This window comes from Chryseobacterium sp. P1-3 (assembly GCF_000738495.1).
GTDB classification, from domain to species: Bacteria; Bacteroidota; Bacteroidia; order Flavobacteriales; family Weeksellaceae; genus Chryseobacterium; species Chryseobacterium gallinarum.
Genome location: NZ_JPEQ01000020.1, coordinates 1 through 16,053 on the forward strand (window position 1 = coordinate 1; position 16,053 = coordinate 16,053).

A 16,053-nucleotide genomic window follows, 5' to 3' on the forward strand; every position below is an offset into this window, starting at 1 on the left:
ATGAGATCTCAGGTAGTTGAAAAAATGTGGTGGGGAGGAAAACACCCTAATTCTGTAGCCTACAGGGATCTTGAATATGCTAACCCGGGAACTTATTATTTCGTTCCCGATGGAGTTAATTATAATCCTGCAACAGGAACATATACTCCTCATACCAAAGCCAGCTTCCAGGATTGGGCGCAAAACTATCCTTATCAGGCGCGGGTAACCGAGGCTGAAAGTGAAGAGTTTGCCAATGTGTTTGACCGGACCTTCGTAAAGCTAAGGTCGGTAATCCTTGAATATGATTTCTCTTATCTGCTTAACCCACGGGGATTTGTAAAAAACTTTACTGTAAACCTTTCAGGATACAACCTTGCGATGTGGAAAAAATCCAAAAACCTGTATTCTGATCCCGATTTTAAAATAGGAACCGGAAACGACAGTAAAGATCAGTCTAAAATCGGCTCCGGGAATGATATTCAGGATCCTTCAAGCAGATGGTTCGGGATTGGTTTTAATCTTAAATTTTAAACAGCATTTCAAATGAAAAATATTATAAAATCATTGATCGTTATAGGAGCTTTCACGTTTACTTCATGTGAATCCAATCTTGATAAAATTAATGAAAACCCTAACGACCAGTCAAGCATCCATCCGCGATCACTTTTAACCTATGTTTCCATGAATACTTTTCAGGTAAATGGTGATAATATGTATGCCTCAAGAATGATGATCGGTACGGACGGTGAAAATATATATCAGTACATGAAGTGGAATGATGCTTCCTTTGAAGTCTATACCAAAGGACTGTTGAATACGGTAAAAATGATGCAGGAAGCTGAAAAGATCAATAATAAAAATTATATTGCCATTGGTAAATTTCTAAGGGCATATCAGTTTTTCAATATCAGCTTAAAGGTGGGAAGCGCTCCTTATTCTGAAGCCGTAAAAGGAGAATCCGGAATTACCCAACCTAAATATGACAGCCAGGAAGCCATCATGTCCGGTATTTTATCTGAACTTAAAGAAGCTAATGATCTTATCAATAGCAACGATAAAATTGAGGGTGATATTATCTACAATGGTGATGCTTCAAAGTGGAAAAAGCTTATCAACTCCTTTCGGCTGAAAATTTTAATGACCTTATCCAGAAAAAGCACAGTAGGAAGTTATACTATTGCTTCAGAATTTGCTGCTATTGCCGGAAGCCAGCCTTTAATGACTTCCATTACAGATAATGGCGAACTTAAATTTGCAGATGCTGCCGACAGCCGGTACACAATGTTTAACAACAGCGGATACGGATCCAGTTTATACATGGCTGATTATTTTATCAATCTGTTTAAAGAAAGAAAAGATCCCCGCCTGTTTACATTCGCTGCCCAGACTACGGGAGCAAAAGAAGCGGGAAAAGCAATCACAGATTTTACAGCATATAACGGCGGAAATCCCATCTCATCGTATTCTGATAACGCAGCATTGATTACCGCTAAAAACATTTCCAAGGTAAACGACCGTTTTTACAAGGATCCGACCAATGAGCCATCGTCCATATTAAGCTACCCTGAGTTAGAATTTATTCTGGCAGAAGCAACAGCAAGAGGATGGATTCCCGGATCTGCAAAAGCCCATTATGATAATGCCATCAGGGCCAGCTTTAGTTTCTATCAGACCTATGTAAAAAACCCGGGACAGTACTTTGCAGGGTTTGATGTAAATCAGTATCTGACGACTCCATTGGTTATGTATGACAACTCAGCTCCGTTACAGGTTCAGCTGGAAAGAATCATTACCCAGAAATACATGACTATGTTCCATCAGTCCCAGTGGACGTCTTATTATGACTATTTAAGAACAGGTTTCCCTGATTATCCGCTGCAAAATGGCGTTTCGGCGCCGTTCAGGTTCAGATATCCGCAATCTGAGTACAACTATAACGGTTCCAATGTGAAAGCGGCATTGGCTGCCCAGTATGGAGGCAATGACAATATTAATGCAAAGCCCTGGTGGTTACAGTAAAATTCTGATTATTTTTATATAAACAAAGAAATCGCAGGAAAATCCTATTAACTTGCGGTTTCTTTCTTATTACGATTGAATTATGGACAGAAGAGAATTTTTAGAAAAATCAAGCCTTTTACTTGCCGGGCTGGGAACGTCAGGTATACTGCATCCTTCTATTTTAAAAGCTTTATCAATTGAACCGGCCGCCCAATCTACTTTTTATGACGCGGAGCATGTAGTGATCCTTATGCAGGAAAACCGTTCATTTGATCATGCCTTCGGAGCTCTTAAAGGAGTGAGAGGATTTCTGGATCAAAGGGCTTTTATCAAGCAGGATGGCCATTCCGTTTTTTTCCAGAAAGGGGATAACGGAAAATATGCATCCCCAGCACGCCTGGACCTAAGAAATACAAAATCCACATGGATGAGCTCATTGCCTCATTCATGGGCAGACCAGCAAAAAGCACTGAATAAAGGAAAATTTGATCAATGGCTTCAGGCCAAAGCTTCAGGCAATAAAGATTATAAAGATATTCCGCTGACGCTAGGGCATTATAACCGTGAAGACCTTCCCTTCTATTATCAGCTGGCAGATGCATTTACAATATTTGACCAATATTTCTGTTCTTCCCTGACAGGAACCACACCCAACAGATTATTCCTTTGGTCCGGAACCTTAAGAGAACAGCAATATGGCAAGGTAAAAGCCAACGTGGTTAATGAAAATATTGATTATGATACAGCCAGACAGGCAAAATGGAAATGTTTTCCTGAAATTTTAGAACAGCAAAATGTTTCATGGCGTATTTACCAGAATGAAATCAGTCTTCCAAAAGGAATGTCCGGAGAACAGGAAGCATGGCTGAGTAATTTCACCGACAATCCTATTGAATGGTTTTCAAGGTTTAATGTTAAATTTTCCAAGGGCTACCATCAGAATATCCCTAATATTATTGCTCACCTGAAACAGGAGATTGAAAAAGATCCTAAGCAGAAAGAAAGACTGGAAGCTATGATTGCCGGACTGCAGGAAGATCAGATAAAATACCATCCGGATAATTATTCAAAACTTTCCCGGGAAGAGAAAAATCTGCACGAAAAGGCTTTTACCACCAAACGTTAACGATCCCAACTACTGGAAACTTGAAATCGGCAAGGATGAAACCGGTGAAAGGCTGGTCGTTCCGGAAGGGGATGTTCTGTTTCAGTTCCGGAAAGATGTGAAAGAAAAAAAACTTCCTCTGGTGTCCTGGCTTGTAGCTCCCGAGCATTTTTCTGATCATCCCGGATCTCCATGGTATGGGGCATGGTACATTTCAGAGGTTTTAAATATTCTTACCCAGGATCCTGAAACCTGGAAGAAGACAATCTTTATCATCAATTATGATGAAAATGACGGTTATTTTGATCACGTACTGCCATTCGCACCTCCTGTGAATCCAAGCCAGCCGGTAGATATGAACGGTAAAGAAGGCGTGGAGTATGTAGATCAGTCCCAGGAATACATGTCTGATCCTTCTTTGAAAAGCTATGAAAAAGTTGAAGGAACTGTAGGACTTGGCTACAGGGTTCCCATGATCATTGCTTCCCCGTGGACAAAAGGCGGATTTGTAAATTCTGAAGTATCGGATCATACTTCCGTGTTGCAGTTCCTGGAGAAATTCATCATGAAGAAACTCAACAAAAAATGTTCACGTAGACAATATCAGCGACTGGAGAAGAGCCGTATGCGGAGATCTTACTTCTGCGTTCAATTCTTCTCATGTAAAAGCACCTCAGATGGATTACCTTAATCAGAAAGATTATGCCAAGACCATCAACGCGGCCAGAAACAAGCCTGTCCCTGATTTAAAATGGTATTCTGAAAACGAGCTCAATGATCATTTACTTGAGATTCAGGAAAGAGGATTAAAACCTTCCAATCCGCTTCCTTACAATTTCCAGGTCAATCTGGAGAGGGAAGGCATCAAAATGACTAATTTAAAAGAGAAAGGAGTTCCTCTGTTGGTTTATGACAGGACACAATTCAACAGTAATGATTATTACTTCTCTTATGCCCTGTATTCAAAACAGGAATTATCCCATTCGGTACATTCCGGAGCTTATGATTATGAGGTCTATGGACCTAATGGTTTTTTCCGGAAGTTTAAAGGAGATTCAAGCCCGGAATTGGAAGTTACTTTAGTCAATCATATTTCAAAAAGTCAGGTCGAATTGATTATCAAAAACAATAAAAAGAAGAATTCTTTAGTGCTGGAAGACCTTTATGGGAAAACAAAAAGAGTGATTTCTTTACAAAAACAGGAAGAAAGAATAGTTTTCGATCTTAATCAATACAAAGGATGGTATGATATAAAGGTAAACCTGAATGACCATCAGTGGCATTTTGCAGGAAGGATAGAAACGGGCAAGGTTTCTGTATCTGACCCGCACTGGGCTTAATAAATTCAACAATTATTCTAAAAATCCTGTACAGCTTATGTGCAGGATTTTTTATAATAACACTCAAACGAATTATATTATTTTTCAATGATATTTAATTACTTTAATAGAAAAAGCAGTGATATAAAAAAAAGTTATATATTATTTCTACGGTATAGTGAATTTTATTATATTCACTTAACTAATTATCAGTGTCATGAAAATATTAAAATTAACTGTTGCTTTATCTTTATTTACTGCTGCCATATCAGGGAATCTATATGCCCAGGATACGAATACGGATAACCATACCATCACAATTTCCATCCCTGAAGTCGCCCTGGTTGATATTGAACCCGCGGCTACGAAAAATATTACATTAGGATTTACAGCACCTACAGAAGCCGGGAACCCTATCGTAGCGAGTGCAGCCAACAACACATTATGGCTTAATTATTCATCGGTTAAATCTGTTGCAGATCCTACCCGTAACGTGAGTGTAAAGCTTAATGCCATCATTCCGGGGATTGATATTCAGGTAACCGCAGCGGCTGCTACCGGCTCCGGCGCAGGAACTTTAGGGACTTCTGCAGGATTATTAACACTAAGTGCTGCAGACCAAACTATTATTTCAGGTATCGGAAGTGCTTACACAGGAAACGGTGCCAATAATGGTCATAATCTCACTTATGCTCTTGCTGCAGGAAGCGGGCCTGGTGGTGTAGCTGCCTATGCAGATCTACAGGCAACAGCCACTGCAGTAGCTACTGTTACTTACACCATATCAGACAACTAGGGTTTAAGCCAATCAGTTCTGTATTTCAAACAAGAAGAAATTGTATTTCAGTTTCTTCCTGCTTTTGTATTATTCTCAATTTTTTAATTTCAAATTTATTATGATCACTAAGCGTATTCTCTTTTTAATCACTTTGATTTTGCAATTCAGCCTTTTACATGCCAGTATTGTGGTTCTCAATGGTCTTACGCATTCGTATAAAATAGAAAACGGAAAAGTGTACAAAGGAAAAGTGGCTATCGAAAACACAGGTAACACCCCGCAAAATGTAAAGTTATTTTTACAGGATTTCACTTATCATTCTGATGGGACTATCAATTATACAGCGTTACATACCAATAAAAAAACCAACGGCGGCTGGATTAAGCTCAATACGAATTTAGTAACTCTGAAGGCAAAAGAAAAAACAGAAGTATTCTATGAGATCAATGTTCCTGATCAGATAAAAGATCCTGGCAGCTATTGGAGTGTAATCATAGTAGAACCGGTAGATAATATAAAACCCAATGACAAACAGTCCGGAGTAAGCATTACTTCCGTTATAAGATATGCCATTCAGATCATCACAGATTATGATACGGAAAAGGCTAAACCTGATCTTACATTTGAAAGTATCAAAGTAGAAAAAGAACAAGGTAAGAAGACTGTAAAAATTGCGATAACCAATAACGGAAACCTTTATTGTAAACCAACAGCGTCCATTGAAATTTATAACCGTAAAACAGGAGAAAAAATAGGGACTTTTTCTAGTTTAACAATGGGCTTACTCCCTTCTACCTCTAAAACATTCTACATTGATATCAGTAAAGTACCTCCAGCTCAATACAAAGCTACTGTCATAGCTACTGACGAAGATGAGAATGCTTTTGCGCTCAATGTGGAATTAGAAGTAAAAAATGGTTAGAACCTGGACATTATTTATTATTGTATTATTGTTCCCGCTATTTGCCTTTTCTCAGCAGCAGTCAAACAGATTAGCCAGTAAAAAAGACAGTTTAAGGCCGGGGATGACCACTTCTATCTCTTTTATGCTGGTAAACGGATCGTCAGAACATAAAACATACGACATTTCAGTAGTTACTTCAAATCCTCTTATCAGACCTATTCTTGCAAAAGATGAGTTTCAGATAGCTTCACAGGAAACATCCTTATATCTTGTTCCTGTGCGCATTGCAGCAGAAACGCCACAGGGTGACTATTCTGTTACATTAAATATTACTGACCGTTTGAACGGAATATCTTTTACAAAAGTTTCATCCATTAAAGTTTCAGGTAACAGAAAACTTTCCCTTACTGCATTGGATTCACCGGAGTTTATAAGGGCAGGGGAAACCATCCATGCTTCATTTCTTTTAAAAAATAATGGAAATGTAGCAGAAAATATTGTTCTTGAAAGTAAAAATGCAATTGTCGATCATGATGCCTCAATTCTGTTAGCCCCCAATGAGTCAAAAATTATTAATATTCACAAACCAACCCTTTCTGAAGTCGGTCAAAATGAATTTCAGAACCTGAATCTTTCTGCTTATTCAAAAGACAATCCTAAGGAAATCCAAAGTGTTTACATAAGTACCCAGGTTATTTCTGTAAAACCCACCAGCATTGATATTTATCACCGCCTTCCCATAGCAGCTTCATTATCTTTTATCGGGATGAAGAATATGGGAGTATATCATGATGGTTTTCAGGGTGAATTTTATGGCAAAGGGACACTGGATAAAGAAAATAAAAATCAGATTGAGTTCCGGGCTGCTACACACAATCCTGTTGAACTGAACACTTTTACTCAATATGAAGAATATTTTGTGAATTACAGGCGGGATAATTTCTTTGTTCATTTAGGTGACAAAACTTATTCTTCTTCTTACCTGACTGAGTTTGCCAGATATGGTCGTGGCGCAGAAATCCGGTATGATTTTAATAAAATAAGTCTGGGAGGCTTTTATAATCATCCTCGTTTTTTCAAAGATATCAGGGATGAATTAAACTTTTATTCAGCATTTAAAATCCGTAAAGAATCTGAAGTTACTGTAGGATACTTCTACAAGATTCCTGAGAAAGAAGCTTTCAAATCTGGCAATATGGGGCTAGACTCTGAAACCCACCTTCCCTATACTAAAGGTAAATTTAAGGTTTCAAAAAACATTAATCTCTCCGGGGAATTTTCTTACAGCAGAATGAAAAAAAAAGAAGGAGCAGCTTATATGATGCAGGCTGATATCAATTTTGAAAAAGTTACCGGAAATTTATTATATATGAAAGCAACTCCTGAGTTTGCAGGGTATTTTACCAATACCAGTACATTTAGTGGAAATCTTCAGTATAGATTTTCCGGGAAGATAAGTATTCTTGCGAATTATATGCAAGATGCCAGAAATTTCCAAAGGGATACCTTATTCCTGGCAGCTCCTTACAGAAAGTATTTTCAATATGGAATTCAGTATCAATACCTGCCCAATGGGTCTGTCATACTTAATAACGGATATCAGAAATACCAGGATAGACTGGAGCCTAGACAATTTGATTATTATGAGCGCTTTTTCAGAGTGAGCATCAATCAGCGGATCGGAATATTTCAGGTTAATTTTGAAGGGCAGTTTGGAAAAACAGATAATTATCTGAGCGAGTGTAATGGTAATTCTAGTTTCTATTCGGCTAATCTTTCCTTTGAAAAGTTCAGGACTTCTTTCAACCTCTTTGGAAGTTATGCGATTACTTCCAGATATAAGCTGCAAAATCAAAAACAGTTGTACTATGGAGCCAGACTTTCCAGCCGTTTTTCTGATAAAACAAACTTGAGTATTTTCTACCAGAACAATTATATTCCGGAAGAATATTTTAAGGACAGAAACTTATTCGAGTTGTTATTTCATCAGCAGCTATTTCCGGGAAACGAGCTTGATTTTTCAGGCAGATATTCATTACAGCGGGGGCAGATGGGGGATAAAGATTTTATATTCTCAATACGATATACCTGGCGCCCTCATGTTCCGGTACAGAAAATTGCAGAATATGTTTCTTTATCTGGAAATATCCGTAATCTGGGAATCAAAAGAACAGAAGGGATAAGATTAATGTTGGGCAGCTATTTGTCCGTTACTGACAAGGAAGGGAATTACATTTTTAAAAATGTAATTCCCGGCAATTATTTCCTGGAAATAGACCGGTCAACCACGGGGATTGATGATATTCCCACTGTTCCTTTTCCTACAGCACTTGCTCTTGTAAATAAAGAAAATACTTTTAACTTCGGCTTAACTACGGCGGCAAAGATAGAAGGGCATATTCAATTGCTGGAAAAAGAAAACAATCAAACGGGTATAGAAGCTTTACCGGCTAAAACAGAGAGAAGGAAAAGGGAGAGTATTGTTGTAGAAGCAACCAGTAATGATCAGACTTATCGTAAAATCTGTTTTATAGGAGATGATTTTGATTTTACTTATCTCAGTCCCGGTGATTGGACGGTTAAAATTTATCGAAACGGTCTGGATAAGCGATATAAAATTTCCACCGACAGATTCCAGTTTACCTTACAACCTGCAGAAATAAAGAAATTAAACATTCATATCGTTAAACAACAGATAGAAATTAAATACCAACAAGAATCCTTAAAAGTAGGATATAATGAAATAAAAAAATAAGAAATGATTCTGAAACGTGCCTTATTACTAGCATCTTTTATTTTCTTCGGTTTATTGTATTCTCAGGCTACTGTTACTTTTACCTTACCTGTTGTAACTTTAATGGATATAGAACCTGCAGGAAATATTAGCTTAAACTTTACAGCTCCTACTGAAGCCGGAAATGCTCTTGTCAATCCTACTCCCAATACATCAAAATGGATCAATTATACTTCTGCTATTGCTCCAGGAGGTCTTTCCAGAAGAATTACCGCTGCTGTTAATACCGTAATTCAGGGGATCAGTATAAGACTACAGGCAGCCGCTGCTTCCGGGGCTGGCGGAGGCATCTTGGGAACACCATCAGCACAAGTCACACTTTCTACAACACCTATTACAATTATAAACGGTATTGGAGGTGCTTACACAGGAAGTGGAGCCAATAATGGGCATCAACTTACGATTTCCGTGGTCCCTGGTGTTTATTCCAATTTAGGAGCCCAGACTAATACTGCTGTCACAATTGTCTATACCATCACAGAATAAATTGAATATGAAAACGAGCAGCTTTCTCACAAAGATCTTCATAAAAAAGTATATATATAGTATTCTTTTAATAATCAGCAGTTGGCTGCAAGCCCAAACGGTGACAGTCTCCGGGAACTGGGCTGCAGGCATACCTTCCATTACGGAAGCAGGCACCAATTACACAGGGATCTATAATAATACTTTAAACAATCAAATAACATTGTCCGGTTCGTTACCGGATTCTTTTATCAAACTTCTTTCAAGTTCAGGTGCAAAAATTACAATGCATTATACAACCAACGCCTGGAACAATTCTTTGGGACTTTCTGCTAAAAGAAGCGGTGGCACTACTTCCATTACCGGACTTTGTGTTGCATGTTCTGCCAGCATTAATGGAGGAGATGTTAATTACATACCTATACTACAAGCAACAGATGTAACACTTTTAACGATCACTTTTTCCGGGCTTTTAGGATTAGGAAACAGTATCAATTTTTCAGGGATCAGACTTTTGTTACAGCTGTCCGGTGTTTCTGTTACCATTCCTGCCACCACATATAGTGCACGGATCGTTTTCACAGTAGTGGCAAATTGATACACTGGATAATAAAAATGGAGTTAAAAAAATAATAAGCAATATTATATTTAGCTTTCCAAAAAATAAATCCTTTCCAAAATTGAAAAGGATTTATTTATTTTTAAATTAATGCTTTGCCCACCAAAGAGGAGTTAATACGGCATCTTGTCCTCCTAACAATTGAACCGCTTTCTCATATCCAGGCTGATCCGTATTTCGGAATGTACTTGGATACCTCAATCTCTGAGGGAAATTCTGAATAGAATTCGTCATATAATTTCCTGAATTCAGATTAGGAAGATTCACTAATGGTGTTTCAATCGCCGGGTTTTCAAAGAATGGTAACCCTAGTCTTCTATGGTCACTCCAAGATTCCAACGGAAGCCAAGGCATATTGGCAATATATTTTTGAGTGATGATTTTCGTTAATTTATCATTTTTAACCGAACCATTCTTATAAATCGTATTAACAGGATATTTGATATCTACGGAAATCATATTTCCTGTAACAGGATCTTTGTATTTCATAGTATGACTTGGTCCCGGTTCTATAGTATGTGTATAGGAAACAGAAGTTCCGTCCCGGTTATAATCTGTTGATGTAATATATTGGGTATAAAACTGGGATACTCCGTTATAGGCAAAGCTATCCTGAATTCCTTTATTATAAGCAGCTTCATCGCTCATAGGAACAGACCAGCCTTTTAGTGCAGCCTCTGCCATTAAGAAATACGTTTCCCAGCTTGCAAAGAATATCCTGGAATTTTTACCTTCCCTATATTGTTTTCCTAGTGCCGGCATACATCCTACTACGTTTCTCAATCCGTTTCTCTGACCTTTTACACCCCAGTTACCAATCGTATAAGCATTCCAGGTGTTTACTGCATTAATACTGTCTTTTTTATTATTGGCATAGGTTAAAAAGCCGTAATTGGTTTTAGCTTGGTTGGTATAAGTTGGATATAAAGAATAAACAGGACTATCAAAGTCTCCAGGAATGTAAAAGGTCTTATAGGCTCTCGGATCAATTTTATTTGGTAATCCATCCAGCCAATATCCTGCACTCGGGTCATTAGTCAGAGTAGTAAACTGCTCTTCATATTTTATCCCAATATAATCCGGAGATTTTACTGCTGTATGCTGAGCTGCTGGTAATTGATCTGTAGAGCTAATCCCGCCCAATCCAATATATATATTGTTAAGCGTTGCAGATAAAATCTGAGAATTCCATTCTCTTGACATTACTCCGGACAAAGGATTCCAGCCTGTATCTTCTTTAACGGTAAAGTTATCGGTACTTGTTGTAATCAACATGTTAGAATTAGCGGCATCTTCAAATTCAGCTTTTGCTTTTCCGGGGTCTACTTCTGAGATTCTCATTGCCATTCTCATACGCATGGAATTGGCATATTTTACCCATTGTCCCCATTTAAAGCCATATACTCTGTCAAAAGCATTAGGATTGTCCGGTCCCGGCTGATCGACTTTCATTTTAGCAACAGCATCTTTCAGCTCGTCCAGAATAAAATAATATACTTCTTTCTCAGAATTAAAACCCGGGTTTACTCCCTTGAATGCCTGAATAGGCTGAGGACCGAAATTATCAGAAAACTCACTCATCAGGTAAGCCCTCCAGATTCTGGCTACCTGGATAAGATTATCATAATGGGCCTTTCCCTGCCCAAGTGCTTTTTTCTCGTTGGCAATCTCTATTGTTGCGTTGGCATTATTCAGCCATTCGGAAATTCCTTTCCAGTATTCCACAGTATAAGAATCATCATAGGTTCCTCCGGCAATTCCTGTGGTCAGATGTTGCCTTGCAGCTGTCTTCCAATAAAGAACAAAAACCCGTTCTGCAATATTAGGATCCTGCTGTGCCCCTAAGATAGAATTATTCAAAAAATATTCTGGCTCCGCTTTATTAATATCTACTGAGAAAGGGTCATTATTAATGTCTTCAAAATCATTACATGATGTACAAACGGTCGCCAATACTATGAATGATAAAATATATTTTTTCATGATGTTATTTTTAATGTTTAAAAACCTAATGTCACAGTGAATAGATAGGATCTTGTTGTAGGAAATGCCAGGTTTTCAAATCCTACAGCATTAGAATTGATTGCAAATACAGATTCGGGATCTATTCCTTTTGACTTGCTGTAAATCATCCAGACATTATTAGCTGTAAACGAAACTTTAGCACTTTGTAAAGCCAGTTTTTGGAAAATACTCTTAGGGAAACTATATGATACCTGAATATTTCTTAATCTGATATTGGTAGCATCATAAATATTCTGTTCTGTAATTCCCAGGTTACCTGCCGTTACAGCTGCCCAATAATCCTGTTGTGTCACTTCTTTTGTATTGGAAGTATAGGTACCGTTTTGTTGTACTACAGCATCCAGAACAAAATTATCACGTCTTCCTCCCGGAGCTGTATCTGCAGCAAGACCTGCTTTTTGCAGTGCAGATTGTGTAGATGAATAGAACTTACCGCCAATGCGCCCATCGATAAGGAAAGATAATCCGAAGTTTTTGTAGACAAAGCTGTTAGTAAACCCAAATAAAGCCCTCGGATTCTGATCCCCCAGATAATACTGTTCAGCTGTTGATTGTGGCAAGCCGTTTTCACCCACAATAAGCTTCCCGAAATAAGGGCTTCCAGGATCTTCCACTCTTAGGAATTTGGTTCCATAAATCGCTCCGAAAGGTCTGCCTACTTCTGCAAAAAAAGTAACATTATCAAAACCTGATAAAGGGTACTTTAATACTTCCCCATCTATTTTGTCAATAGTACTTTTAAGTTTTGAAAAATTGGCATTTACATTCCAGACAAAATTATCTTTCTTGAAAACATCTGTATTTAAGACCACCTCAATACCACTGTTACGAAGTCCACCTGAACTTATTTTCTTAGCTTCATAGCCCGAAAGCGGATTCATAGGTAAATCTATTAACTGACCAGTAGCGTTATTTCTGAAATAACTTACATCCAAAGAAACCCTGTTGAAAAATTTAAGGTCTGCTCCTACTTCAAAAGTTTTTTAGTTTCTCTGCATGCAAATTGGAATTATATAGAATCTTTTTTCTACCCAATACAGCCTGTCCATTAGGATCTGCTGCCAATTTATAGGTATTGTATAATTCGTAAGGATTTAAAGAATTTCCTGTAATGGCATAAGCTGCACGAAGCTTGGCAAAAGTTAAAACTTTAGAAGTCGTTCCATTCAGTTTGCTCAGCATTTCTGTCACCACCAACGATGTACTTATTGATGGATAAAAATATGATCTGTTTTCAATCGTTAACGTAGATGACCAGTCATTTCTGGCTGTTGCATTGATAAACCAATAACCGTCATAATTAATTTCTGCTGCGGCAAATACAGAATTAATCTTTTTCCAGAAGTCTACTTCATTATTAGCAATTCCGGCAAGATCTTTTGTATTCACTACGCTAAATACATTGGGAACAATAAGGCTTTGAGTACTAAAATAAAGTGCCTTCGTTCTACTTTCCATCATTTGTCCATATACAGAAACCGAACCGCCCCACTTTCCGAAAAGATTATCTTTTTTAGCTGTAATACTGGCAATATAATTATTTTCGTAGAATTTTTCCTCACTTGTAGCATAGGCATTATTGCGTGAAGATCCAGTCCATACCTTAGCGTCTGCATTCAAAGCATAAAAATCAGTTCCCAATCTTACATCAGCACTTAACCAGTCATTAAACTGATATTTAAGATAGCCGTTCAATAGAAAGCGGTCTTTTTTTATCGGCGTTAAGACTATTATACGCAGACCAGTAAGGGTTTATACCATTAGGGGTGATCCATCGGGATTTTACATTATTCTGGGTTTGTCCTTCACGATAATCCCTTATATCAATATCCTGTGGCATCTGAAGAATATCTGCATAATAATTTCCATTCCCTTTACCTCCTGACGGTCTGTTTTTTGCCTTTGTACTTATATATTGAGCCTTCACTTCCGATGTCCATCTTTTGTTAGCACCAAAAGTAGAATTCATTTTAGCCATAAAATTGAATCTCTCAAATCTTGAATTCGGAATCTGGCTATTATCATTTAAATAATTGGCTGATGTATATAGACTGGTCCCTTCTCCTAAATTTTCCTGGAAACTCAAAGTATGCTGAGAATTGATCCCTGTTTTAAAAAAATTATCCAGGTTATCATATCTTTGTTTTCCTGACATTTCAATTGAGGGCCCCCATGAACTGGAATTATCACTATTAGGAAGATTCGGCGCCCCATTTAATCCAAGACCAAAACTCTTCTGCATCTCAGGCTTCATAAAAATAGTCTCAAAGCCCAAACTCGTAGAATATGTAATTCCTAGCCCTCCTCTTTTCTTTCCTGTTTTTGTAGTAATCAGGATAACACCATTTCCTCCTCTTGAACCATATAATGCAGAAGCAGCTCCACCTTTAAGAACAGAGATGGTTTCGATATCCTCCGCATTGATATCCCCCAGACCATTTCCCATATCCAGATCCGGATTCCAGAAATCATTATTAAAATAGCCATCATTCTGTTTAGGTTTAGAACCCAGACTATTACTTAATGGAACACCATCCACAACAATAAGAGGCTGATTATCTCCTTTAAAAGAATTGAACCCCCTTAAATTTATTTTTGACGATGATGCTGGTCCAAAACCTCCTTTTATTACCTGAAGCCCTGCAACCTTACCGGTTAAAGCATTTGTCACATTGGTTTCCTTGGCATCTACAAGAGCCTGTCCTTTTACGTCCTGAAAAGAATAACCTAATGCTTTCTTTTCTTTTTTAACCCCATAAGCTGTTACCACAACTTCATCAATTTTTTGATGTTTTAATAGAATCCTTAGTCTGTGCATACATTCCATTAAGACAAAAAAAATAGAGATGGGAGAAGCCCGATCTTAATTATTGTTCTGTTCATAAATATACATTCCGATTTAACACAAATATAATATTTTGATGCTATTCAGAAGTAAGTCATAAACAATTAAAAAAAAATTAACAAAAACAATGCTGATACTTCGAGAGTTAACTAAAAAAAAACTCAACCTTAATTATTTTGTTTTATAAAAAAACGGATACCTCTAAAATACAAAAAAGCATCATCAAACAGTAGAAAAATAATGCTCGGAAGAAAAAATGGACAAAGATAGGATAACCTTAGACATAGAATAGCAAAGTAATTAAAGACCCAAGAGAATATCAACTCTAGCTAAACTGACATATGGATTATTACCATTGGAATAAAAATCACTATTCAATAGGCACGGGCTTTAGCCCGTGCTCAATAAAAACCATAAAATTCCACAGGCTTTAGCCAAAACCTATACGCTATCCTGGATCTATTATCTGTTATCTATCATTTCACTCTTCACCCTGTATAAGTGAGGGGTAGTTCCAGGTACATAGACGTGGGATAGATATAATATAGATGGGATGGGTCTATAACAAAAAAAGTCTCACACATTACTGTATGAGACTTTTAAAATAAAATAAAAACTGGCGGCGGCCTACTCTCCCGCGTTAGCAGTACCATCGGCGCTGGTGGGCTTAACTTCTGTGTTCGGAATGGGAACAGGTGAGCCCCACCGCTAAAACCACCCTAAAGAAGGTATATAGCATCTGGCTATTTGCTGCTGGCTTTTGGCTTTTTTGCCAATCGCTAACTGCTTACTGCCATTTGCGGTTTTTAAGCGATAAAAACTCTCACAAAGACAAAACCTTTACTGCGCATAAAGTACTTGTCATTTATTATATGTTTAATATGATAATTTTATAGCAACCATAGGCTATAAATCTACGGGTAATTAGTACTACTCGGCTATGACATTACTGCCTTTACACCTATAGCCTATCAACGTTGTCATCTACAACGACCCTTAAAAGATGTCTCATCTTGAGGCGAGTTTCGCACTTATATGCTTTCAGTGCTTATCTCTTCCAAACGTAGCTACTCAGCGGTGCACCTGGCGGTACAACTGATACACCAGAGGTTTGTTCAATTCGGTCCTCTCGTACTAGAATCAAGCCCTCTCAAACATCTAACGCCCGCAATAGATAGAGACCGAACTGTCTCACGACGTTCTGAACCCAGCTCGC

General features: G+C 37.8%; 13 protein-coding genes, 2 rRNA genes and 1 pseudogene. 10 read left to right on the forward strand and 6 right to left on the reverse strand.

What is annotated here, in order from left to right:
* From HX13_RS20155 to HX13_RS20190, 10 genes and pseudogenes are all read left to right on the forward strand, one after another.
* Positions 1-513, forward strand: a pseudogene (locus HX13_RS20155) (SusC/RagA family TonB-linked outer membrane protein); the annotation flags it as partial.
* A gap of 12 nt (positions 514-525) precedes the next feature.
* A complete protein-coding gene (locus HX13_RS20160; RefSeq protein ID WP_050022539.1) occupies positions 526-2,001 on the forward strand; it encodes a SusD/RagB family nutrient-binding outer membrane lipoprotein in 1,476 nt (491 codons plus the stop codon).
* Positions 2,002-2,083: 82 nt separating this feature from the next.
* The gene (locus tag HX13_RS25020; protein WP_238555553.1) at positions 2,084-3,109 is read left to right on the forward strand and encodes an alkaline phosphatase family protein; all 1,026 of its coding nucleotides are present in this window, start codon (positions 2,084-2,086) and stop codon (positions 3,107-3,109) included.
* Between the two features lie 97 nt (positions 3,110-3,206).
* Positions 3,207-3,779: an alkaline phosphatase family protein gene (locus HX13_RS25025; protein ID WP_238555554.1), complete on the forward strand. Its 573-nt coding sequence runs from the start codon at positions 3,207-3,209 to the stop codon at positions 3,777-3,779.
* A complete protein-coding gene (locus HX13_RS25030; RefSeq protein ID WP_238555555.1) occupies positions 3,766-4,428 on the forward strand; it encodes a phospholipase domain-containing protein in 663 nt (220 codons plus the stop codon). The genes HX13_RS25025 and HX13_RS25030 overlap by 14 nt, the downstream gene beginning before the upstream one ends.
* Before the next feature lie 196 nt (positions 4,429-4,624).
* Positions 4,625-5,203, forward strand: coding sequence for a hypothetical protein (locus HX13_RS20170; protein WP_050022540.1), 579 nt, complete (start codon positions 4,625-4,627; stop codon positions 5,201-5,203).
* Between the two features lie 139 nt (positions 5,204-5,342).
* On the forward strand, positions 5,343-6,107 hold the full coding sequence (locus HX13_RS20175) for a WxL protein host-binding domain-containing protein (RefSeq protein WP_238555556.1): 765 nt from the start codon (positions 5,343-5,345) through the stop codon (positions 6,105-6,107).
* Positions 6,100-8,844, forward strand: coding sequence for a hypothetical protein (locus HX13_RS20180; RefSeq protein WP_050022541.1), 2,745 nt, complete (start codon positions 6,100-6,102; stop codon positions 8,842-8,844). Before HX13_RS20175 ends, HX13_RS20180 begins: the two co-directional genes overlap by 8 nt.
* 3 nt (positions 8,845-8,847) lie before the next feature.
* Complete coding sequence (locus HX13_RS20185) at positions 8,848-9,369, forward strand: hypothetical protein (RefSeq protein WP_050022542.1); 522 nt, start codon at positions 8,848-8,850, stop codon at positions 9,367-9,369.
* A gap of 7 nt (positions 9,370-9,376) precedes the next feature.
* On the forward strand, positions 9,377-9,946 hold the full coding sequence (locus HX13_RS20190; RefSeq protein ID WP_050022543.1) for a hypothetical protein: 570 nt from the start codon (positions 9,377-9,379) through the stop codon (positions 9,944-9,946).
* 108 nt (positions 9,947-10,054) lie between these two features.
* Here the strand turns inward: HX13_RS20190 and HX13_RS20195 are convergent, their stop codons facing one another.
* The 6 genes from HX13_RS20195 to HX13_RS20210 all read right to left on the reverse strand — a co-directional run.
* Positions 10,055-11,950 carry a SusD/RagB family nutrient-binding outer membrane lipoprotein gene (locus HX13_RS20195; protein ID WP_128572532.1) on the reverse strand — a complete coding sequence of 632 codons (1,896 nt, stop codon included), beginning with the start codon at positions 11,948-11,950 and terminating at the stop codon, positions 10,055-10,057.
* Positions 11,951-11,967: 17 nt separating this feature from the next.
* Positions 11,968-12,927, reverse strand: a complete 960-nt coding sequence (locus tag HX13_RS25035; protein ID WP_238555557.1) for a hypothetical protein — start codon at positions 12,925-12,927, stop codon at positions 11,968-11,970.
* A 37-nt stretch (positions 12,928-12,964) separates the two neighbouring features.
* Complete coding sequence (locus tag HX13_RS25040; protein WP_238555558.1) at positions 12,965-13,687, reverse strand: TonB-dependent receptor; 723 nt, start codon at positions 13,685-13,687, stop codon at positions 12,965-12,967.
* Positions 13,671-14,810 carry a TonB-dependent receptor plug domain-containing protein gene (locus HX13_RS25045; RefSeq protein ID WP_238555559.1) on the reverse strand — a complete coding sequence of 380 codons (1,140 nt, stop codon included), beginning with the start codon at positions 14,808-14,810 and terminating at the stop codon, positions 13,671-13,673. The genes HX13_RS25040 and HX13_RS25045 overlap by 17 nt, the downstream gene beginning before the upstream one ends.
* A 641-nt stretch (positions 14,811-15,451) precedes the next feature.
* Positions 15,452-15,559 (reverse strand): 5S ribosomal RNA (gene rrf / locus HX13_RS20205).
* Positions 15,560-15,741: 182 nt separating this feature from the next.
* Positions 15,742-16,053, reverse strand: a 23S ribosomal RNA gene (locus HX13_RS20210); the annotation flags it as partial.